Here is a 21,688-nt window from a genome sequence, read left to right on the forward strand (position 1 = left end):
GTTAAAACCGTTGAAATTGAAGGCTACACCAGGAAATGGGGCTATAGCTCAGCTGGGAGAGCGCCTGCTTTGCACGCAGGAGGTCTGCGGTTCGATCCCGCATAGCTCCACCAATTTTCTGGATACGGCGTTGAAAGCACGTCGCGTAGATAGCTACGCTTCCTTAGTTTCCGTCTTGTCTCCAGCAAATTAGCATTTTCATTTGCTTAATTCTATTCGCTGATCTTAAGTTTTGCACAGCCAAGTGTTTTAATCAAAAATACTTCGCTTTGCAAAATGCAAATATTGTTCTTTAAAAATCTAGAAGAGTTCTCAAAATTATATATGAAGATATATCGTTGTTAAGCGAGCGTCTGTTGTGATGACAGAGTCGTTTAATAACAACTCAAGCGTAAAAACTAGTATCAACAGTCACGCGTCAGTTCTCTTGTGAATTGGCGCCGAGAAAACGCGCATTAACTAGGCGTTGGCTGAGTGAGCGCAGGCGCATACATCAGTATGCAACTAAGTGAACGAAGACAACAACGACGTTAAGGTGGGTTTGATCAAGCCAGAAACTTTTTTGGGTTATATGGTCAAGTGACTAAGCGTACACGGTGGATGCCTTGGCAATCAGAGGCGATGAAGGACGTGATAATCTGCGATAAGCGCGGGGGAGCCGATAAATAGGCATTATATCCCGCGATTTCCGAATGGGGGAACCCAGCTGTTATAAGACAGTTATCTCACACTGAATACATAGGTGTGAGAGGCAAACCCGGGAACTGAAACATCTAAGTACCCGGAGGAAAAGAAATCAACCGAGATTCCCTAAGTAGCGGCGAGCGAACGGGGAGCAGCCCTTAAGCTGTGGGGACGTTAGTGGAAGCACCTGGGAAGGTGCGCCGTAGTGGGTGATAGCCCCGTACACGAAAACTAACCGCAGTGAAATCGAGTAGGTCGGGACACGAGAAATCTTGACTGAAAATGGGGGGACCATCCTCCAAGGCTAAATACTCCTGATTGACCGATAGTGAACCAGTACCGTGAGGGAAAGGCGAAAAGAACCCCTGTGAGGGGAGTGAAATAGATCCTGAAACCGTGTACGTACAAGCAGTGGGAGCCCCATCACTAAGTGACTTGGCAGGTCGTTTAGTATGATGGCTAAGCTTAGTAACATTGCCGAGCGACGCTCGGGAATGCAACCGTTTTTAAATAAGCGGGAGGTTACTTAGTGATGGGGTGACTGCGTACCTTTTGTATAATGGGTCAGCGACTTACATTTTGTGGCGAGGTTAACCGAATAGGGGAGCCGTAGGGAAACCGAGTCTTAACTGGGCGTCCAGTCGCAAGGTGTAGACCCGAAACCGAGTGATCTAGCCATGGGCAGGTTGAAGGTTGAGTAACATCAACTGGAGGACCGAACCGACTAACGTTGAAAAGTTAGCGGATGACCTGTGGCTGGGGGTGAAAGGCCAATCAAACTCGGAGATAGCTGGTTCTCCTCGAAATCTATTTAGGTAGAGCCTCGGATGAATACCACTGGGGGTAGAGCACTGTTAAGGCTAGGGGGTCATCCCGACTTACCAACCCTTTGCAAACTCCGAATACCAGTGAGTACTATCCGGGAGACACACGGCGGGTGCTAACGTCCGTCGTGGAAAGGGAAACAACCCAGACCGTCAGCTAAGGTCCCAAAGTTTTGGTTAAGTGGGAAACGATGTGGGAAGGCTCAGACAGCTAGGAGGTTGGCTTAGAAGCAGCCATCCTTTAAAGAAAGCGTAATAGCTCACTAGTCGAGTCGGCCTGCGCGGAAGATATAACGGGGCTCAAACCAAACACCGAAGCTACGGACTTGCGTTTAGGCGTGAGTGGTAGAGGAGCGTTCTGTAAGCGGATGAAGGTGAGTCGAGAGGCTTGCTGGACGTATCAGAAGTGCGAATGCTGACATGAGTAACGATAATGGGAGTGAAAAACTCCCACGCCGAAAGATCAAGGGTTCCTGTCCAACGTTAATCGGGGCAGGGTGAGTCGGCCCCTAAGGCGAGGCTGAGAAGCGTAGTCGATGGGAAACGGGTTAATATTCCCGTACTTGAGTGTAGTGCGAAGGGGGGACGGAGCAGGCTAGGTCATCCACGCGTTGGTTGTCGTGGTTCAAGCGTGTAGGCTGAGTGTTTAGGTAAATCCGGACACTCATTAAGGCTGAGACGTGATGACGGTGTCTCTACGGAGACCGAAGTGATTGATGCCATACTTCCAGGAAAAGCCTCTAAGCTCCAGCTACACTGAAACCGTACTCTAAACCGACACAGGTGATCAGGTAGAGAATACCAAGGCGCTTGAGAGAACTCGGGTGAAGGAACTAGGCAAAATGGTGCCGTAACTTCGGGAGAAGGCACGCTGCTGGCGGTGACGAGATTTACTCTCTGAGCTACTGGCAGTCGAAGATACCAGGCCCCTGCGACTGTTTACTTAAAACACAGCACTCTGCAAACACGAAAGTGGACGTATAGGGTGTGACACCTGCCCGGTGCCGGAAGGTTAATTGATGGGGTTAGCGTAAGCGAAGCTCTTGATCGAAGCCCCGGTAAACGGCGGCCGTAACTATAACGGTCCTAAGGTAGCGAAATTCCTTGTCGGGTAAGTTCCGACCTGCACGAATGGTGTAACGATGGGGGCGCTGTCTCCACCCGAGACTCAGTGAAATTGAAATCGCTGTTAAGATGCAGTGTATCCGCGGCTAGACGGAAAGACCCCGTGAACCTTTACTATAGCTTCACACTGGACTTTGAATGTATTTGTGTAGGATAGGTGGGAGGCTTTGAAGCAGCGACGCTAGTTGTTGTGGAGCCAACCTTGAAATACCACCCTGATACATTTGAGGTTCTAACGCAGGCCTCGAAACGAGGTTGCGGACCGTGTGTGGTGGGTAGTTTGACTGGGGCGGTCTCCTCCCAAAGAGTAACGGAGGAGTACGAAGGTGCGCTAAGCATGGTCGGAAATCATGCGGTTAGTATAATGGCAAAAGCGCGCTTGACTGCGAGACGGACAGGTCGAGCAGGTACGAAAGTAGGTCATAGTGATCCGGTGGTTCTGTATGGAAGGGCCATCGCTCAACGGATAAAAGGTACTCCGGGGATAACAGGCTGATACCGCCCAAGAGTTCACATCGACGGCGGTGTTTGGCACCTCGATGTCGGCTCATCACATCCTGGGGCTGAAGCCGGTCCCAAGGGTATGGCTGTTCGCCATTTAAAGTGGTACGCGAGCTGGGTTTAGAACGTCGTGAGACAGTTCGGTCCCTATCTGCCGTGGACGTTGGAAAATTGAGAAGAGCTGCTCCTAGTACGAGAGGACCGGAGTGGACGAACCGCTGGTGTTCGGGTTGTCATGCCAATGGCATTGCCCGGTAGCTACGTTCGGACGGGATAACCGCTGAAAGCATCTAAGCGGGAAGCCCCCTTCAAGATAAGTTTTCCCTGAGACTTTAAGTCTCCTGAAGGGCCCAGTAAGACTAACTGGTTGATAGGCAGGGTGTGTAAGCGTTGTGAGGCGTTGAGCTAACCTGTACTAATTGCCCGTGCGGCTTGGCCATATAACGCCAAAAGAGTTTTGATTGTTGATAGCTAACGTTTGAATACATCTGAATATATAAGAACTTTCTCAGCCTCGGCTAAGAAAGAGAGAGCTGTTCTAGTACCCAATTGCGTAAAGCGTGGTAGCGCATATACCACCACGAGTTACACAACCAGTTTGCTTGACGACCATAGAGCGTTGGAACCACCTGATCCCATACCGAACTCAGCAGTGAAACGACGTATCGCCGATGGTAGTGTGGGGTTTCCCCATGTGAGAGTAGGTCATCGTCAAGCGCCAAATAAACCCAAGAACCCAGCCTAGTGCTGGGTTTTTTGGTTTATGGCATTCGAAAATAGAGACCTACTCTCGAGTAGGGTGATGAACGGTTGGCGAAGCCAAAGTGGCCTACCTTAACGGTAGGACGCTAGTGAAGAACGCACTGAGCTAGGCTCAGGGCCGGACCATCGTCAAGTCTGCCCGCAGCCCGGCCAAATAAGAAAAGCCCGTTAGGATATCCTAACGGGCTTTTTGCTGTGCGTTTGAAAAGTTCTGGGCTGCTGGCTTCGAGCTGGGGGTAAGGTCAAAAGATGGTGTTCATTGGCATGCTGCACCGCGGTGGCTGAATGGCTGCCCTCGGTCGCGGTGAATACGTCCTTGTACGCTTAAGTTCGCCATCCATGGCTCACATACCCGAGGTCAACCACACAGCCACCACGGCTTGGGTCAGCTGAGAAACAAGGTATATGCACCAAATAACTTGTAGGAATCTTCGGAGCGTAGTGGAGAGATGATTTTTTGAGCTTCAAGTTTATAGCTGCAAGCTTCAAGTGAGACAAAAACCGTTGGTGAAACTGTTGATTTGTACCACCTTAAAACATCGCGTCTCCGCAGGCTTCGATCGCTTATATGGACCCGTCCGTTGTTGCAAGCCACTTATTTTACATTAGATTGAGATTGCACGCTTATATTCGGCTTCTTATTTAGGACGGCCGTCGCCTTCTGTCCTGAGCCATTATGAGTTGTGCTCTTACTGTCCTGATCTCCTACGCGGCTTCTTTGAGCCAAAGCGCTCTCAAGGGTTCAGTAAGTCGATCTTATCTTTTGTGTCTTAAGGGTCTGCGCAACCTCTAGGTTAATCTGATTTATAACTTCTAACTTACCTTGCTGGTTCTTTTTCTCTTTTGACTTAAGAGTGGTATACCGAACCATTTTTCATCAGTGCCCAACTGATTCTGGCGAGCTTATTCGCGAGTGCCACGATGATGACATTGGGATGCTTTTTCCCTTCGTGCTTCATCACCCATTGCTTTAGAGCACTGTCTTTTTCCTGCCGCTGCAAGGATTTATAAGCCGACCTCGCGCCATGCACCAGCATCTTACGGATCTGTTTATTGCCTTGTTTACTAATGCCAAGCAAGACATCTTTCCCTCCGCTGGAGTGCTGTCTGGGAACCAACCCCAGTGAAGCACTGACATGGCGACCACTGGCAAACGATGCAGCCTTGCCAATGTGACTGTAGAGAAGCGTTGAGATGATTGGACCGATACCCGGTATGCTTTGAAGACGCTTACAGGTTTCATTTGAGTTGGCGATCTGCGCGATTTCTTTGGCGTATTGCTGCTCTTGCTGTTCGCGTTGCAACCACTGCTGCCTGAGGTCGGCTATCATTCGCCGACCTCGAACGCTGAGCTCATTCGTTCCATCCTCTAACACCAATAACACCTGCTCACGGATAGCATTTGCACCCTTAGGAAGAATGACTCCATATTCAGCCAACAGACCTCGGAGCTCATTGCCTACGGCAACACGCTCTTTCACTATACGCTCCCGAACACGATGCAACGCCTGAAGATCTTGTTGCTCAACATTTTTTACAGCAACGGTCGGCATGGTTGGTCGACTCGCTGCTTCAGCGATGCCAAGAGCATCCCTGGTGTCATTTTTGTTCACCTGAACGAAGGGTTTAACGTAACGAGGGTGTATAACTTTAACGGTGTGACCGAGCTTAGCCAACTGCCTAGCCCAGTAATGGGATCCGCTGCAAGCTTCCATAGCGACGACAGATGTTGGCTGCTTCGCAAGAAAAGGCAACACTTGAGCACGCTTGAGCTGCTTCTTTTTAATCTCATTGCCGCGATGATCTAACACAGACAATTGAAAAACAGACTTCGCCAAATCAAGACCGATAATGTTAGTATTTTGCATGATGGATCCTCCTGCTGGATGCCGTACCTGATTAGAGTTTTGCAACTTAATCATGGCACAAGTGGGACGGGTCCATCTCATTTCCTACGCAACATTGGATATGAAAGTGGCAACCTATTAAGCCTTGAGGGTGTGGGTGGGTTGAGTGGGTATCTGAGCCATGGATGGCGAAGCTAAGCGGCGCAGGATGCGCGAACAGCGACCGCTCAAGCCATCCACACCTTCAAGGCGACCACCGCCTCCGAAAGCAACAAGCAGCAGAACTCAAAGGCCGACCACTGGCACCATAGGAAACGCAGTAGTTATTCAAGCCGACCACCGCCTCCGAAAACACCAAGCCGCAGTATTCAAAAGCCGACCAATGGCACCTGAGGTAACCCTTTTGGTTACACACCCACAGATCTATTGGCTTAGGAGTTTTGCTGCCCATTGAGTGTCAGGATGGATTTCTAGGCCAATCTTAATAACTACTGTTAGAGGAATTGCTAGTAGCATGCCTACGGGCCCTAGTATCCAACCCCAAAAGACTAGTGAGAGAAATACAATTAGAGGGGATATATCTAGGGTACGGCCCATTAATTTTGGCTCAATGAAGTTGCCAATGACCATGTTGATTCCGACAAAGCCTGTTAAGGAGATTAAAAACCCAGGTAGTCCTAGCTGGATGCTGGCGAGTAAGACTGGTGGAATGGCGGCGAGCATAGAACCAATGTTGGGGACGAAATTCATTAGAAACGCTAACGTTCCCCAAATAACCGGGTAATCAACGCCTAATAACCACAGGAATATTCCGACGATTAAACCGGTAGCAATACTTATTAACGTTTTGATTAACAGGTAGCGCTGAACAAGTTTAGAAAAACGTTTTACATAATTAATGGTTAAATCATCGCCTAGGGCGAAAGTAACTTTTTTGGCAGCACTTTGTGCTTCATAAAGTGAAAAGATAAGGGTAAATAAAACTAAAACGATGGCCGTGAGAAAACTACCAATGCTTGAGAACAATGTACCAGCAAAACTTAGCAGCCTTTCTGTAGGTCGTAGCTCTTCAATGTATTGCTGAACATCATTGGTGATCCATGGCGCTGATTCTCGTAAGGTGGTTAGCCACTTTTCAACCTGAACAGTATAGGTCGGAAAGTTATTGATGAAATCACCGCTCGACGCAGCAACTATAGAGCCAACGCCGTAGAAAAAGGTAAAAACTAGTCCGACCATTAAGGTGATAGATAGCCCCAAAGGTACGCGCAAGCGCCTTAATAAAGCTACGCCAGGGTTAGTAAGCAATGCCAAGAAGAAGGCAATTAAAACTGGAACTATGATGGGTTGTGCGATTTTAACGCCCGCAATGATAATGACGATAGACGCGCAGGAGATTAAAAACCGAGTGGTAGGTGAATCTAACATAGCTTTCCTAAACAGATTGAATCAGTTATTCCCGATACCATACATGACAACAAAGTCACTGCCAATTTAGTCACCGAAAGTTTAATAACGCGCCTTAATATTTATTAGAAGTAAGTCCCAATGTCTGTACTGGTACTTTGTCAGTAAGATCGGATGAGACTTTGGATACACGAAAGGTATCTCGACAAGCATCCATGGTTAATAAGGGTTCAAAGTCAGAAAAGGGCTTATTCGGATCGATCCAGTCGAGTATTTCACTGGGTCTTAGAATAAGCGGAAATGATTTTGCATGGATGTCTAAAAATTCATTATGAGGTGGTAAAGTAATAATAGAAGTGTTTACTTGAGGGTTTCCGTGTTGATCAAGTCTTAATTTTGAGACTGCGCCAAAAAGCATCAGCCCCTCTGTCGCAGGCTCAATTAAGTGTTGCACTTTTCGAGTCGGTTGCATTTTTTTTGAGTCTAAGCCCATACTTATGCAATCTGAATATTTTAGCTCGCCCTTATAAATAGGCTGCCACTCGCAAAAACCAGAGCCGATAACAATACTCTTAACACTGCGTGGTTTTTGTACATGAAGTGGTGATTTACCCACCTTGCTGCTTTTAGAATTAAAGCTTGTGATTTTTGAATTAACCGAACCATCGGGGTGTGTCGCTAGCCACCAAGTAGAGCCCATTAATTTTGGACCAGCTTTAGAAGGCACCATGGTCAGAACTTTATCGGTAGGGCGAAGATGCGGGTGGCGAATAACGTCAGAAATTTCGTCAGGCTGGTAACCAGCTATTTCAAAAAGGGGCAATAAAAGTGGGTAATCTGTAACGTTATAAATATATCCACACATATTAAACCCCCAGCTTTAGGCTATTGTCCATTTATTAACGAATTCTTGCTGTTTTTGAACTGTACTATTTTTTGGAAACCTTACTTGGTACCAGAGTATAGACATCGCTTCGACAAGTGGAAGCAAAGGTTGGAGTTGTTCATAAGATATACCAAGCTTGTTAAGGCAATAAGATCTTTGCTCTAAATCTAAGTTAAATCCTAGAATAAAGCAGGCAATGTCGACTAATGGGTCTCCTGGAGCCGCATATTCCCAATCGTTCAGAAGTAGGCCAGTGTTGTTTTTATATAGGTTCCCAACATGCCAGTCGTGATGACAAAGGACCAATGTTTCAGGCAATTGATAAGCTTGAGTATAGTCCTTTAAAGTCGACGAAAATTCGTTTGACAAGGCCGTAGACTGTTTTTGCAAGCGCGCTATTTGTAATGTGATATCTAAGGGGGGAGCGGTTAATGCCGTAATATCACAGTGATGAACTTGTTTTAAAAGATTTAATAAACAGTCAACGTCGTTCTCAACAGAGAGGGGTAAAGCTGATACCCAAGGTGTAACAAGGTAATCTGCAGTGGCCAATTCAGGGTGCAAGCACCAAGAAACACTTTGTAAGTGTTGTAAAATAGCAATTTCTCGATCTCTATCAATACCTAGGTTTTTGGCTTTAGATGAGTTAATCCTTACAGCAAATAGCCCATTTGGCGATTCAAGTTGATATAGGCGATTTGTTAAACTGCTTTCTAGGCGCTTTATACTGACGTTCTCAGTGAATAGGTCTGTTAATTCTCTTAAAATATGATCCAGTAACATCAATGGCTCTAGGTTTTCATTAAAAAGTCTGTAAACTATGCCTCGTTCTTGCCGGGGTGCCAAGCAAATCAATTGCAATGTGCTGAGAAAAACCCGTTGAACCTGAACCAGTTTGTACTGGCGTAGGGAGCAAAGACTTCAATTAATGAAATCGTCTGTGCAACTCTCCCTCATCTATTCTTAGATACGCTGGTGTCAATGATTATTGATACAGGATTACGAATACATGAATAAAACCACATTATTTTCAAGCTTAGTATTAGCAGCCAGTGCTTCAGTGTTTTCAACTGAAAGTAATTTGACTGTATATACCTATGAGTCATTTACCAGTGAATGGGGCCCAGGTCCAGCATTAGAAAAAGCCTTTGAAGCCCAGTGCAATTGCAATGTTGACTTTGTTGGCTTAGAAGATGGTGTTGCATTGCTAAATCGCTTAAAGCTTGAAGGGAAGCAAAGCCAGGCCGATATAATTTTGGGCATAGATGATGCCTTGGTAGCCGAAGCTAAAGCCTTAGGTTTAATTGCAGATTCTGGAGTTGATCTTTCAAAATTAAGCTTGCCTTATGAGTGGAGCGACTCAAAATTTGTACCTTATGATTACGGGCATTTTGCGTTTGTTTATGATCAAACTAAGCTTAAAAACGTACCGAGCTCACTTAAGGAACTGGTAGAAGAAAGCAAAGTAAGTATTATTTATCAAGACCCTCGAATAAGTACTCCTGGTCAAGGCTTGATGCTCTGGATGAAATCGGTTTATGGTGAGAAAGCCAATGAAGCATGGCAACAACTGCAGGCGAAAGCGGTGACCGTTACTCCAGGCTGGAGTGAAGCCTATGCGTTGTTTTTAGAAGGGCAAAGTGACATGGTGTTAAGTTATGTCACGTCACCCGCATACCACATGACTTGGGATGATACGGACAAGTATCAGGCCGCACAGTTCTCAGAAGGTCACTACACGCAAATTGAAGTAGCGGCGGCGTTAGAATCCAGTGCAAATATAGAGCTGGCGCGTGAGTTTTTGAGTTTTCTAGTGACAAAACCAGCGCAAGATGTTTTTGCAGGAACAAACTGGATGTGGCCAGTGCTAGAAAGTGCAGAGAAACCAGAAGCATTTGATCAGTTATTTAGCCCGTCTTCTTTGTACTTTAGCAGTGAAGAAGTGTTAGCTAATCGAAGAGATTGGGTTAAAGAGTGGCGTAATGCCGCGAGTCAGTAATCGCTTTCTTTTGAACGCCAACCGAGTAGCCATGTGGTTGATGCTGGCTACTCTGGTCTTTGCCTGTATAGGGCTATTTTTACACCCTGGTCAAGGCTATCCTTTAGCTTCATATTTTGATGCTTGGATGCTACGTATTATTCAATTTTCACTCGTTCAAGCCTTTTTATCAGCCTTTATTTCTGTCTTATTTGCCATCCCTTTTGCGTTAATCCTTTCTTCAAAAACGTTTCGTTTTAATTGGATCATCAAAGCTTTATTAAACCTATTTTTTATTATGCCAGTACTGACAATTGTGTTATCGGTTATTTCATTTTATGGCAATTGGGTACCTATATTCAGTATTGTCGGCATTGTATTGGCACATGTAATGCTAAATTTACCTTATGCGTTAAGAATATTTTGGCAACGTTTGGATCGTATATCCCTTGAGCACAAGCTGCTTGCGCAAAGCATTGGTATGAGCCCGTTTCAACAGTTTAAAGTATTGCAGTGGCCAGTTATCTTGTCGGCCTTAAAACCTGTGTTTGTAATCGTGTTTTTATTTTGCTTTAGTAGTTTTACTATTGTACTTACCTTAGGCGGAGGACCTGCCAATACCAATTTGGAAGTGGCAATCTATCAAGCGTTGAAATTTGATTTTGACCCTAAAGGTGCCGCAATTTATGCATTGGTGCATGGTGTTTTTGCCGTTATCATGATGCTTACATTAGGTCGCCGAAAAGAATTTAGTTTTGAATTTTCTCGCTCTGAGCCATCAGCCGCGGACTGGCCAAATATGGTGCAATGCATTGCCTTAGGCTTCCTTGCCATTGTGTTGGGTGCTCCCCTGGTTAGCCTAGCTTTACATTCTGTTAGTCAGCCATTTGAATGGCCTAATCAACTTTTAGCCGCCATTTCAAATAGCCTCGTTATCGCCTTTCTAAGTGCGGTGGCGGCCGTCGTGCTTGCATTAGCTCGTTGCGAAAGCCAAGATACGAAAGTGAACCGAGTGTTGGATTTCGGTGTTTTGTTGATACCCACTATGGTTATATTGACGGGTTTATTTCTGTTGGCTATGAAGTTTGGTGTGGCCTATGACATAACTTGGCCATTGATCATATGGATGAATGCACTGATGGCGTTGCCGTTTATTTCGAATCCAATCCACTCACGTTTTCGAATCGCTAAGGAGCGTTATCAGCCTCTAGTTCGCACTCTTTCGCTCTCAGAAGTGACCGTCGTCAAATATATTTATTGGCCCATTCTAAAATCAAGTTTGCCGTGGGCTTTTGCGCTTTCAATGGTATTAAGTGTTGGAGATCTTGGCGTCGCAGCGCTTGTCGGGTCGGCACAATTTATTACCTTGCCGATATTGATTTATCAGGCAATGGGAAGTTATCAAATGGTTTTTGCCTCTCAATTATCGGCCTTGTTACTGTTCATAAGCTTAGCCATATTGATGTTTGGTGAATGGTTCAGTGAGGAAAAACATGCTAGACGTTGAAAACCTTCAAGTTACTCTCGCTAATTTGGGCTTTCGTTGGAATTTTAAGTTACCCGAAGGAAGCTTTTTAGCCGTGACTGGTTCCAGTGGTATAGGAAAATCTACTCTTTTAAAATCTTTAATCGGAATGCAACGTCGGCAGACTGGCACCGTAAGATGGAAGGGCAAGGAGTGCAATATTGAAGCAACCGGCTTGCAACCTTTTGGGATGTTGTTCCAAAAAGATAATGTTTTTGATCATTTGAGCGTGGAACGAAATTTATCTTTTGGGCTAAGCGCCAATGGCAAGTTGAAAAGCGAGCAGTATCAACTACTGGAAAGTGCGGCCAGACGCTTTGGCATATTAGACCAGCTTTCTAAACGAGCCTCTAGCTTATCTGGCGGGCAGCAGCAGCGCGTTGCTCTTGCTCGTGTATTTCTTCAAAATAAGCCGGTGTTATTGCTTGATGAGCCCTTTGCATCGCTAGACCCAGAATTGCGACAAGATGGATTGAAATGGGTGCTGGAGTTGCAACGAGAACAAGGTGCGACCATTATTATGGTGACTCACCACTTAAGTGAGGTAGAGCATGTAGCGCAGTTTCAATTAGAGGGGCTGTCGGCTAGCCATTGGGCGTTCTCGTCATTATAAAGTAGAACAAAGTAAGGTTTGTATAGGTATGAAAATAGGTTTCATTGTGAACCCTTGGTCCGGTATCGGTGGTTCGGTTGCGTTAAAAGGCAGCGATGGAAAAACCATTCGAGAGCAAGCCATTAAGCTCGGTGCAACTCAAAAAGCGATGGCAAAAGCCAGTGTTATGATCGAGACATTTTTAGCACAGAGTAATCATCAAACCCATAGCTGGTTCAGCGCTCAAGGTGACCTTGGAGGCTCTATTCTTAAGCAGTACGATATAGAGCCCTTGTCTTTATATCCTGAGGAACTTCCCGATCAAACCGAATCTCAAGATACTCGAAATATAGTGGCGTGGCTTGTTAGCTGTGGCGTCGATATTATTGTCTTTGCCGGCGGTGATGGAACCGCGCGTGATGTGTGTTCGGTTGTTCAAGATCACATACCAGTTATTGGTATTCCAGCTGGAGTGAAAATTCACTCTGGTGTTTTCGCTGTAACACCGCATGCCGCGGGCGAGGTGATGGCTGGGCTAGTTCAAGGTCATTTAACGGATTTACGCTTAGAAGAAGTTCGAGACATTGATGAAGATGCCTTCAGAGAGAATCGAGTGGCCTCAAAATACTACGGCGAGATGAAGGTGCCGGTCAGCGCGCAATTTATGCAACATGTTAAAGTGGGTGGGATCGAGCAAGAAGACCTAGTATTAAACGATATTGCTGAATGGTTAGATGAAACCAGCGAATCAGAAGTCGTTTATTTAATGGGCAGTGGAAAAACGATCGACTTTTTGATGCAACAAGTTGGTGTAAGCAATACTCTGCTTGGGGTAGATGCTGTATTAAATAGAACACTCTTAAAAGCCGATTGTACTGAGCAAGATATATTAGCAATACTAAAAACCCACAAGGTGAAACTTGTCATCAGTATTATTGGTGGGCAAGGTCATATTTTTGGGCGTGGAAACCATCAATTTAGCCCCAAAGTGTTAAAAACAGTCGGTAAGGCAAATGTAATTGTGATTGGCACCAAGGCAAAATTAAGATCATTAGAGGGTCGACCATTAATAATCGACAGTGGTGATAGGGCTCTAGATTTAGAATGGACTGGACTGATTACCCTTCTTACGGGTTACAATGACGAAGTTTTATATCCTTTGGTATCACAATGAATCTATATGGTCGTCTGTTCTTATTCTCTCTTAAATCAATCATAACCAAGCCAAAATTTGATCCTCTGGCAACGGTGGAAACCAATTTCCGAGTTTGGCCCCACGATATGGATGTCAATATTCATCTAACAGCCGCACGATACTTTTCGTTTGGCGATCTAGGTCGAATGGGCTGGCTGCGAAACAACGGTTTTTTGTGGCGCTTTTTTAAGGGTGGTTACCGCGCAGTCCTAAATGCCCAAGAATTGACGTATATTCGTGAGTTTACGCCCTTTAGCAAAGTGAAACTGGAAGTAGAGCTGATGAGCTGGGATGAAAAATATGGTTATTTTGAACAGCGCTTTTACAGTAAAGGAAAGCTTTTTGCTGTTGGTCACGCCAGAATGGCGATTCTCCAGAAAGGTAAAGTACTGCCTTACGATGCTGTCTTTGAGTCTTTTGGGCAGCAATGCCAATCCCCTTCAGAAACAGAAGCTATACGTGATTGGAAAGAAACGTTAGCCGCGAAAAAGGCTCACTTTTCTTGAGCAAGTCGAATACTTTTCGTCGTGGCTTTTTAAAAGGCGCTATCGACTCATTACCTATGGTTGTTGCGGCAATTCCGTTTGGGTTATTGTTTGGCATGTTAGCCCCTACTAACGGAATTGCTAGTTGGGTTGCAATCGCTATTTCTGCTTTCGTTTTTGCAGGCAGCGCGCAATACGTAGCAATGGGGTTAATGGCCGTTGGTACACCAGCGGCTCTTATTGTATTGACTACTTTCGTGGTTAATTTAAGGCATTTACTGTATGCATTCGCCATGTTGATTCCTACGAAGCATTGGTCCAAAAAGCAAAAAGTAGGGGCAAGTTTTTTCTTAACCGACGAAACCTTTGTGACTTTCAACCAAAAGCATTTATCCGGGCTTGAGCCATCGCAGAGTTTTTCCTATTACGCGGGTTCGGCCGCTTTTATGTATTTAAATTGGCAAATTTGTACATGGGTAGGTTTATGGGCGGGCACTTCCTTAAGTGGTGTCGAATCCATGGGGCTCGAATTTGCCATGGTTACAGCCTTTATAGCAATGATGACGCCAATGTTAAAGCGAAGGCGAAATATAGCGAGTGCCCTTATTGCCTTTGTATTTGCATGGATATTTAAAGATATTCCGAACAAGTTGGGCATTATAGTTTCGGTGCTTTTCGCAGCTATCATTGCCTCTAGAATTCCAGATTCGGAGGATGATTCGTGATTTCACTTATTTTAATGATTTTAGGCATGGTGGTCGTTACTTGGGGTGCACGCATTGCGCCGGTGTTGATGCCCAGATTAACTTTGCCGCCTTCTGCTCTGCGCATATTAAATTGCGTACCGGCTGCTGTATTGTCTGCATTAATTGCAGAACCAATTTTAAACCCAGTGGCCAGTAATGGCAGTTTTCTACAACCAAGTGTACTTGCTGCGGTGCTTTGTTTAATCATGGGGCTGATAGGCATGCCTATGTTATTAACCGTAATTATAGGCATGGCCAGTTTTTGGTTGTTGGGCATGTGGGTTTGAATTTGAATAGTCGACATGAAGAGCCTAGGCTTTATGTTTCAGCATATTTACACAGATTGCTCCACAGAAAAGGCCGTCAATTTCACCTCAATCGTTTATCCTTGGTAAACTACGATCATCACTTTTTAAAGCAGGCTTCACAATGACAATACAACATGGTCAGTCCGGTATTCCAATAGTACTCATCGCTCAAAGTCAGTTCGATTCATGGTTACAAGTACAAGCTAAACCGACTCAACAATGGTTGACCAATAATGACTTTTCAACGCCAGGTCACATTTCAATTCCTAATAGCGAAGGTGACATTGAGTCCGTTTTAGTCGTTGCCAGTGATGTCCATTCTATTTGGTCATTATCTTCCGTGGCCGTTGAATTGCCTAAGAAAGAGTTTTGTTTAAGTGCTGACTTAACCGTTGAGCAGCAAGAAGCACTTTGCGTAGGCTGGTTGTTAGGCCAATATCAGTTTGATCGCTATAAGCAAACTCAAGATCGCGCCAAACTGAATGTTTCCAGTCAGTCGGTTGTGGATAATGCACTCAACACGGCAAATGCCGTTACATTGACTCGCGATTTAGTCAACACTCCAGCCGGTGACATGATGCCAGAGCATCTATCTGAGGCGATGCAAGCCTTAGCGGCACAGTTCTCTGGTGATTTCAGTGAGTGGGTTGGAGACGAGCTCCTAGAGCAGAATTACCCCACTATTCATATGGTAGGGCGTGCTTCGAGCCATGCCCCTCGGTTGTTAGATTTACGTTGGGGAAAAGAAGATGCACCTTTATTAACCCTAGTAGGTAAAGGCGTATGTTTTGATAGTGGTGGGCTTGATCTTAAACCAGCCGCTGGCATGCGACTCATGAAAAAGGACATGGGTGGTGCAGCTCATGTGCTAGGGCTAGCTGCTCTTATTATGTCTTTTAAGCTTCCTGTTCGTTTGCGCGTCTTGATACCTGCAGTGGAAAATGCCGTGAATGGAGATGCCTTCCGGCCGGGCGACGTTATAAAGACTCGAAAAGGGTTAACCGTAGAAATTGATAACACCGATGCTGAAGGTCGATTAGTGTTGTGTGATGCGTTAGCCGAAGCGAGCCGTGAAAATCCAGATTTAATCGTAGACTTTGCAACATTGACTGGAGCTGCTCGTGTTGCCTTGGGGCTTGAAGTCCCTGGGTTCTATTCCACCGATGATGAATTTGCTGATCAGTTAGTGAAAGCGGGAAGTACCTACGAAGATGCTATTTGGCGCATGCCTTTGCACCAACCCTATGCAGATTACCTCAAAGGGAGTATCTCTGATCTAGTGAACTGTTCGCCAACGCCATTTGGTGGTTCCATTACAGCAGCCTTGTATTTACAGCACTTTGTAGAAGATACACCCTGGGTACATGTTGATGTAGGTGCTTGGAATGATCGAGCGCGCCCGGGACGGCCAAAAGGTGGTGAGGCAATGGGTGTGCGTGCCACATTCGAGGCACTTAAAGCAAGATATTCAGTCTAAAATGGTGAACTGCGTCAATTTTTCAGCGTAAATTTTACACTGACTTTATAAAAGCCGCTATTATGCGGCTTTTTCAGTTGCTCATCATGGGTAAATTGATCGCCAAATAACTCCCTAAGGATTAAAGGAATAATAATGAAAAAAGCCCTACTCATTTCAACCGCTGTTGTCGTAGCTATCGGAGCTGCAGGCGCTGGCGCAATGTATTTAGTGGATGGTCAAATAGATAATGCTATTAGCCAACTCGAAAGCCAGATACCGGCACCTATGACGTTGAGTGTTGTGAGTGACAGTAGCTCCTTTACCGATCGACAATTAGTTTTAAAGGTCGGGATGGAACTGGAAGGCGATTCGGTTTATGTTTTGCTAAACAATGATATTCAAAAAAGACCTTGGGGCACTTCTATTGAGCATGCCTTAACCTTAGATCCAACTCTTATCGAACTCGTTAATGACGAGCAAGCGGCTGCCTTCCTTTCCACTAACTTTGTTAACAGTCCAATGTTAGCAGGGCATACCAGTGTCAGTATGATGGGCTCTTATCAGTCTAATTTAGCCTCTTTTTCAGTGAATGAGACGCTTGGTGATGTCAACGTCGTGTTCACACCTTGGACCATTCAAGCCACTGGAAATGCGAGTGGCAATATTGAGTTAACCTCTAATTGGAATGGCTTTACTCTTGTATCAGTGGATGAATACCAAGAAATGAATTTCAATTGGCAGCCAATGAAAATAATGGCCGATGGCAAGTATCACCAAGGAAGCACCTTTGTTGGGAAACAAACGGTGACAGGTGGTGGAGCAAGTTTTGTGATGGATGATGGCTACGATAGCGCAAACTTCCAGATGGGGCCTTTTAGCATGGTGTCTAATGGCGATTTAGTGAGTGATCGCTATAAAGGTGATTTCCGTTGGGATACTGAAAGTGTTTCTTTTAATGCCGATGGCAATGTATTTACGTTAAATGACCTTGTTTTTTCGATGAATATGTCGGGCTTTGAAATTAATAACTTCACTGACCTTAGCCAAGAATTGAATGCAATGAGCGCCGCCGGCTCCCTTGAGCCTAGCCCTGAAGTGATTCGTATGGCGAACGTGGTTTTGCAAGACGGCTTCAGTATTGGAATCCCTGAGTTCAGCGCTAAAGTGGATGGTAAAACCGCAAAAATGAGTTTTATGGCTTCGCTGCCTCAAAATGAAATTGCTGATCTAGGTAATCCATTTTCGTTAATGGGGCTTATCCCGACTGTAGTCGCTCAAGCCGATTTACTCATACATAAAGACATAGCCAACATGCCGGAAGTATCCGAGCAGGTATTTTCTTTAATGATGATGGGCGCATTGATGGAAGAGGGCGAAAATTATGTTATGTCGGCAAGCTTTGAAAATGGTGCCGCAAAACTGAACGGCCAGCCTATGCCATTGCCGTTCTAGAATTCTATTTTATAAGTATCAGGAGTGCTGTTCTCGCAGCGCTCCTTTTTTTTGTGTTGTTTTTGTCCTTCCGTGTTTTGGTTCAGTTTTTACGGGTTTTTTTCGCTATAATAGGCGCTAAATTTAGTTTTCGAGTATTGTGATGTCTGTAGAGCAGTTATTAATTGAGCGTAGTGGTAATACTTGTGAATTGTGTAAAGCTTCAGACGCTTTAAAAGCATTCGAAGTCGATGGCAGCTCCAACATAGGCGCTGATAGTCATGTGTTTTTATGCGCGGTTTGTCATTTACAAGCTTCAGGTAACGAAGCGTTAGACCCGCATCATTTTACTTGTTTGAACGATGCCATGTGGGCACCTATTCCAGCAGTGCAAGTGCTGTCCTGGCGTTTACTGACGCAATTGTCGAGTGAGTCTTACGCTACCAATGCGCTCGATATGTTGTACTTAGAAGACGATGTACTGGCTTGGGCAAAAGCCGGATTACCCGATGACGATGCCGAACCCACCCTCGATGCGAATGGAGCTGTATTAGCTGGTGGGGATACCGTAACGTTGATAAAAGATTTAGATGTGAAAGGGGCGGGTTTTACGGCTAAGCGAGGCACTATGGTGCGTGGTATTTCTTTGACCGACAATCCTAAGCACCTTGAGGGTAGAGTAAACGGTACTCGCGTTGTTCTTGTCGCTGCTTTTTGTAAGAAAGCTTAACGTTAATGGTAGTTTCTTGATTGCATAGTCATGTCACCCAAGACATGACTATAGCCCTTTATGTCTTGTGCAATTATATGCACTACGTCACTGTCGGGTGATTTTTCTAATAGCCCTTTGATGATTACTAACTTTTCAGTGTTTAGTGTTTTCAAATACTTTTGCGCTACGGCCAACCACACAATAATATTCATATTGCCAGTATGGTCTTCGAGCGTAACAAAGGTAACGCCGGTGGCTGTTTTAGGCATCTGTCGGTTAGTTATGAGGCCACTGACGACAATAGGCTGTGTGATTTTGTCGGTTCGGTTTTTATCACGTTTACGTTGCTGCTCTAAGGCTAAAGTTAGCAGTTGATCCGCGGTGGGCGTAGGAGGTAGCAGCTGTTTTTCTCGCAACAGTTTAAGTACATGCTTGCGCAAAGATAAGCCTGTCGCATTATGGTCTTCGACAATGTTTTCAAAATCATCGGGTGCTTCTAATTCGGTATCGTCTTCGTTAAAAGCATCTAACAATAAGTCTTGTTGCATTGATAACGCCGCCGTTTTCCAACGAGCTTGAAAGCGATGACCCGCTATGTCGGCTAAAGCATCCGCACTGGCAAGTGCATCTAAGTCACCTGCATTTAAACCGGGAACTTGCTCAAGTTGGCTGACACTTTGGAAGCCCTGTTCCGGGCGGTATAATAATAAGTTGAGCCCTGCTTGTTCGGATAACCCTTTTACTCGGCGTAACCCTAAACGTAGTGAATAACCATGAGCACTACTTTCTATATGGCTATCCCATTCACTGTGATTAATATTTATCGGCAATATGTTCACTTGATGTCGTTTAGCATCCTGAACCAGCTGTGACGCCGAATAAAACCCCATTGGTAAACTGTTCAGCAGCGCGCAGCAAAATGCGGCCGGATAGTGGTACTTTAACCAGCAAGAAATATAAGCGATTAAAGCAAAGCCCGCAGCGTGAGATTCCGGGAACCCGTATTCACCAAAGCCTTCTATTTGCCGGTTAATTCGCTCTACGTAGGCTTCTGGGTAACCATTGTTGAGCATTTTCTCGGTGAGCTTACCGCGTAAGGCGCTGATGTGGCCGCTCTTTTTCCAACTGGCCATCGACTTACGTAAATCGTTGGCTTCATCGGCGCTAAAATCGGCCGCAATCATGGCCAGCTTAATGATTTGCTCTTGGAAAATAGGGATGCCCAAAGTGCGCTCTAAAACCGGTTTGAGTTCTGGTTTGGGGTATTCAACCGGCTCTATGCCCATTCGGCGCTTTAGAAAGGGGTGCACCATATCGCCATGAATAGGGCCGGGGCGAACAATGGCTACTTGAATCACTAAATCGTAATAGCAGGCGGGTTTTAAGCGCGGCAGCATATTCATTTGTGCGCGAGATTCTATTTGAAACACACCGACGGTATCGGCTTTTTGAATCATATTGAAAACATCAGGGTCATCACGGGAAATGTCTTGTATGCGTACCGGTTGTTTATAAACGTTGCGTATAATGTCGAACGTTTTCCGAATGGCGCTAAGCATGCCAAGCGCAAGAATATCAACCTTCATTAAGTTCAACGCTTCTAAATCATCTTTATCCCATTGAATAACCGTACGGTCTTTCATGGAGGCATTCTCTATTGGCACTAAATCGCTAACAAATCCTTCGGTTAAAATAAAACCGCCGACATGTTGTGATAGATGGCGTGGAAAGCCGGTAATTTCAGATAATAAATATTTGAACGTTTCGAGTTGAAACGAAGATAACCCCAAACCATCATTGACGATTTGGTCGATCCAATTAGAGCCACGATAGCGCCAGCCATAGTTGGCAATTTTTTGGTCGAGCTGCTCTATGTTCATGCCCAATGCTTTAGCGACATCACGCATAGCACTTTTTCGCCGATAGGTAATGACGGTTGCGGCAAGCGCAGCACGTTTACGGCCATATTTTTGGTACAAGTATTGGATAACTTCTTCACGCCGTTCGTGCTCAAAATCGACATCAATATCGGGCGGGTCGTTACGGCTTTCTGAAATAAAGCGTTCAAATAATAGCGAGGCTTCTTGTGGGTTTACCTCGGTTATACCTAAGCAGTAGCAAACGATTGAATTCGCCGCGCTGCCACGACCTTGGCACAAAATACCTTGGCTTTTGGCAAAGCGGACGATGTCATAAACGGTTAAAAAATAGTGTTCGTATTTTTTTTGTTTTATTAATGCCAGCTCTTTTTCAATGGTTGTCAGTATCTCTTCGCTGGCATTGTTACCAAAACGTTTTTTGACCCCTTGCTTCACTAGCAGCGCCAAGTAAGCTTCGGCACTGTATTGCCCAGGTAGAGTGTCTTTTGGGTAGTTATAACAAATGGAATCGAGTTCAAAACTACATGCATTGGCAATAATTAATGATTCATTGAGCCAGGCTTCGGGGTAAATACGGTTGAGCTTTTTTTTCGATCGCAAATGATTCTCGGCATTCGGCTTGAGTAAGTACCGCACGTGCTCAATGGCTTTATTCTCTTTGATAGCGGTTAAACAATCGTGCAATAGTTTGCGAGTGGGAATGTGCATGATTGGATGACTGCTTGCGACAATAGGCAGCCGATGTAGGGCCGCCTCCATTTTGATTCGCGCCATGTAGGTGTCGGCCCCGTTATCAAGGTTGTTTTCGGCCAATAACCATAAGCGGCTGTCGAAATGAGCTTTAAGGTGCATTAAAGTTGAGTTATCAGAGTTTCGGCGTGGCAGCGCATACAGACACAAGCAGTCCGACAACTGCTTAGCTGATAAGTCTTTCAGGTACAGTTGGTACTCACCTTTTTCACTGCGTCTTCGCGCCCGAGTAATAAGTTGGCACAGTTGTCGATAGCCAAGGGCGTTTTTCGCCAATAGCACTAGGTTATGGCCATCGATATAAAACTCAGAGCCAACGATGAGCTTAATGTTTAAACCTTCTTGCCTGCGTTGCCGCCAAGCTCTAACAACACCCGCAACAGAGCACTCATCGGTTATAGCCAGTGCGGTGTAACCTAGCTCAGCGGCACGCTGTATTTGCTCCTCTGGGTGCGAAGCGGCTCGTAAGAAGCTAAAGTTGGTTAAACAATGCAGTTCAGCAAAGTCTGGTGGTGGTTTCGTGGTCATGGCAGTGAACAATATACTGTATTTATATACAGTATATTGTTCTGGTGCATGAATACCAGCCGA

22 protein-coding genes, 1 tRNA gene, 2 rRNA genes and 1 riboswitch are annotated in these 21,688 nt (G+C 45.3%); of the genes, 16 read left to right on the forward strand and 9 right to left on the reverse strand.

All coding sequences use genetic code 11. The annotated features are described in order from the left end of the window. Positions 1 to 37: 37 nt before the first annotated feature. The 3 genes from QWZ13_RS07475 (at position 38) to rrf (ending at position 3,851) form a co-directional block, all read left to right on the forward strand. A tRNA-Ala gene (locus QWZ13_RS07475) sits at positions 38 to 113 on the forward strand. Positions 114 to 573: 460 nt separating this feature from the next. Next, positions 574 to 3,574, forward strand: a 23S ribosomal RNA gene (locus QWZ13_RS07480). 161 nt (positions 3,575 to 3,735) lie between these two features. Then, positions 3,736 to 3,851, forward strand: a 5S ribosomal RNA gene (gene rrf, locus QWZ13_RS07485). A gap of 430 nt (positions 3,852 to 4,281) precedes the next feature. Here the strand turns inward: rrf and QWZ13_RS07490 are convergent. Genes QWZ13_RS07490 through QWZ13_RS07505 form a run of 4 tightly spaced genes read right to left on the reverse strand, consistent with a single transcriptional unit; the run spans position 4,282 to position 5,764 of the window. Beyond that, positions 4,282 to 4,491 (reverse strand): hypothetical protein, encoded by a 210-nt coding sequence (locus QWZ13_RS07490; RefSeq protein ID WP_290281198.1) that lies wholly within the window; start codon positions 4,489 to 4,491, stop codon positions 4,282 to 4,284. Then, positions 4,492 to 4,623 (reverse strand): hypothetical protein, encoded by a 132-nt coding sequence (locus QWZ13_RS07495; RefSeq protein ID WP_290279979.1) that lies wholly within the window; start codon positions 4,621 to 4,623, stop codon positions 4,492 to 4,494. Positions 4,624 to 4,638: 15 nt separating this feature from the next. After that, positions 4,639 to 4,767: a hypothetical protein gene (locus tag QWZ13_RS07500; protein WP_290279980.1), complete on the reverse strand. Its 129-nt coding sequence runs from the start codon at positions 4,765 to 4,767 to the stop codon at positions 4,639 to 4,641. Then, a complete protein-coding gene (locus QWZ13_RS07505; RefSeq protein WP_290281199.1) occupies positions 4,745 to 5,764 on the reverse strand; it encodes an IS110 family RNA-guided transposase in 1,020 nt (339 codons plus the stop codon). The genes QWZ13_RS07500 and QWZ13_RS07505 overlap by 23 nt, the downstream gene beginning before the upstream one ends. Between QWZ13_RS07505 and QWZ13_RS07510 the strand changes: the two genes are divergently transcribed. Both QWZ13_RS07510 and QWZ13_RS07515 read left to right on the forward strand, forming a co-directional pair. After that, complete coding sequence (locus tag QWZ13_RS07510; RefSeq protein ID WP_290281200.1) at positions 5,759 to 5,941, forward strand: hypothetical protein; 183 nt, start codon at positions 5,759 to 5,761, stop codon at positions 5,939 to 5,941. The genes QWZ13_RS07505 and QWZ13_RS07510 overlap by 6 nt on opposite strands. A 10-nt stretch (positions 5,942 to 5,951) precedes the next feature. Then, positions 5,952 to 6,197 (forward strand): hypothetical protein, encoded by a 246-nt coding sequence (locus QWZ13_RS07515; protein ID WP_290281201.1) that lies wholly within the window; start codon positions 5,952 to 5,954, stop codon positions 6,195 to 6,197. Here QWZ13_RS07515 and QWZ13_RS07520 read toward each other — a convergent pair. The 3 genes from QWZ13_RS07520 to QWZ13_RS07530 all read right to left on the reverse strand — a co-directional run bounded on the left by QWZ13_RS07520 (position 6,167) and on the right by QWZ13_RS07530 (position 8,897). Beyond that, on the reverse strand, positions 6,167 to 7,171 hold the full coding sequence (locus tag QWZ13_RS07520) for an AI-2E family transporter (protein ID WP_290281202.1): 1,005 nt from the start codon (positions 7,169 to 7,171) through the stop codon (positions 6,167 to 6,169). The genes QWZ13_RS07515 and QWZ13_RS07520 overlap by 31 nt on opposite strands. A 94-nt stretch (positions 7,172 to 7,265) precedes the next feature. Beyond that, a complete protein-coding gene (locus QWZ13_RS07525) occupies positions 7,266 to 8,015 on the reverse strand; it encodes an SOS response-associated peptidase family protein (RefSeq protein ID WP_290281203.1) in 750 nt (249 codons plus the stop codon). Positions 8,016 to 8,030: 15 nt separating this feature from the next. After that, a complete protein-coding gene (locus QWZ13_RS07530; RefSeq protein WP_290281204.1) occupies positions 8,031 to 8,897 on the reverse strand; it encodes a phosphotransferase in 867 nt (288 codons plus the stop codon). Then, positions 8,862 to 8,965: riboswitch (TPP riboswitch) on the forward strand. (Overlaps the previous gene by 36 nt.) 59 nt (positions 8,966 to 9,024) lie before the next feature. On the opposite strand from QWZ13_RS07530, the gene thiB reads away from it, so the two are divergent. The 9 genes from thiB to QWZ13_RS07575 all read left to right on the forward strand — a co-directional run bounded on the left by thiB (position 9,025) and on the right by QWZ13_RS07575 (position 16,342). After that, a complete protein-coding gene (gene thiB, locus QWZ13_RS07535; RefSeq protein WP_290281205.1) occupies positions 9,025 to 10,035 on the forward strand; it encodes a thiamine ABC transporter substrate binding subunit in 1,011 nt (336 codons plus the stop codon). Continuing rightward, positions 10,019 to 11,521: an ABC transporter permease family protein gene (locus QWZ13_RS07540; protein ID WP_290281206.1), complete on the forward strand. Its 1,503-nt coding sequence runs from the start codon at positions 10,019 to 10,021 to the stop codon at positions 11,519 to 11,521. Before thiB ends, QWZ13_RS07540 begins: the two co-directional genes overlap by 17 nt. Then, a complete protein-coding gene (locus QWZ13_RS07545; RefSeq protein WP_290281207.1) occupies positions 11,508 to 12,152 on the forward strand; it encodes an ATP-binding cassette domain-containing protein in 645 nt (214 codons plus the stop codon). The genes QWZ13_RS07540 and QWZ13_RS07545 overlap by 14 nt, the downstream gene beginning before the upstream one ends. A gap of 28 nt (positions 12,153 to 12,180) precedes the next feature. Beyond that, a complete protein-coding gene (locus QWZ13_RS07550) occupies positions 12,181 to 13,305 on the forward strand; it encodes an ATP-NAD kinase family protein (protein ID WP_290281208.1) in 1,125 nt (374 codons plus the stop codon). After that, complete coding sequence (locus QWZ13_RS07555; RefSeq protein WP_215998946.1) at positions 13,302 to 13,832, forward strand: thioesterase family protein; 531 nt, start codon at positions 13,302 to 13,304, stop codon at positions 13,830 to 13,832. The genes QWZ13_RS07550 and QWZ13_RS07555 overlap by 4 nt, the downstream gene beginning before the upstream one ends. Beyond that, positions 13,790 to 14,536, forward strand: coding sequence for an AzlC family ABC transporter permease (locus tag QWZ13_RS07560; protein WP_290281209.1), 747 nt, complete (start codon positions 13,790 to 13,792; stop codon positions 14,534 to 14,536). Before QWZ13_RS07555 ends, QWZ13_RS07560 begins: the two co-directional genes overlap by 43 nt. 68 nt (positions 14,537 to 14,604) lie before the next feature. Beyond that, positions 14,605 to 14,844 carry an AzlD domain-containing protein gene (locus QWZ13_RS19910; protein ID WP_353959012.1) on the forward strand — a complete coding sequence of 80 codons (240 nt, stop codon included), beginning with the start codon at positions 14,605 to 14,607 and terminating at the stop codon, positions 14,842 to 14,844. 2 nt (positions 14,845 to 14,846) lie between these two features. Further along, positions 14,847 to 14,990, forward strand: coding sequence for a hypothetical protein (locus tag QWZ13_RS07570; protein WP_290281211.1), 144 nt, complete (start codon positions 14,847 to 14,849; stop codon positions 14,988 to 14,990). After that, entirely contained in the window at positions 14,987 to 16,342 is a 1,356-nt protein-coding gene (locus QWZ13_RS07575) for a leucyl aminopeptidase family protein (protein WP_290281212.1), read from the forward strand. Before QWZ13_RS07570 ends, QWZ13_RS07575 begins: the two co-directional genes overlap by 4 nt. A gap of 14 nt (positions 16,343 to 16,356) precedes the next feature. On the opposite strand, the gene QWZ13_RS07580 is transcribed toward QWZ13_RS07575, so the two are convergent. Further along, positions 16,357 to 16,497 carry a hypothetical protein gene (locus QWZ13_RS07580; RefSeq protein ID WP_290281213.1) on the reverse strand — a complete coding sequence of 47 codons (141 nt, stop codon included), beginning with the start codon at positions 16,495 to 16,497 and terminating at the stop codon, positions 16,357 to 16,359. Between QWZ13_RS07580 and QWZ13_RS07585 the strand changes: the two genes are divergently transcribed. Both QWZ13_RS07585 and QWZ13_RS07590 read left to right on the forward strand, forming a co-directional pair. Beyond that, a complete protein-coding gene (locus QWZ13_RS07585; RefSeq protein WP_290281214.1) occupies positions 16,478 to 17,776 on the forward strand; it encodes a DUF945 family protein in 1,299 nt (432 codons plus the stop codon). The genes QWZ13_RS07580 and QWZ13_RS07585 overlap by 20 nt on opposite strands. Positions 17,777 to 17,918: 142 nt before the next feature. Beyond that, the gene (locus QWZ13_RS07590; RefSeq protein ID WP_290283309.1) at positions 17,919 to 18,485 is read left to right on the forward strand and encodes a PhnA domain-containing protein; all 567 of its coding nucleotides are present in this window, start codon (positions 17,919 to 17,921) and stop codon (positions 18,483 to 18,485) included. A gap of 2 nt (positions 18,486 to 18,487) precedes the next feature. Here QWZ13_RS07590 and QWZ13_RS07595 read toward each other — a convergent pair whose 3' ends face one another. Continuing rightward, positions 18,488 to 21,625 carry an error-prone DNA polymerase gene (locus QWZ13_RS07595; protein ID WP_290281215.1) on the reverse strand — a complete coding sequence of 1,046 codons (3,138 nt, stop codon included), beginning with the start codon at positions 21,623 to 21,625 and terminating at the stop codon, positions 18,488 to 18,490. Between the last annotated feature and the right edge of the window lie 63 nt (positions 21,626 to 21,688).

This window comes from Reinekea marina, from assembly GCF_030409715.1.
Classification (GTDB): Bacteria; Pseudomonadota; Gammaproteobacteria; order Pseudomonadales; family Natronospirillaceae; genus Reinekea; species Reinekea marina.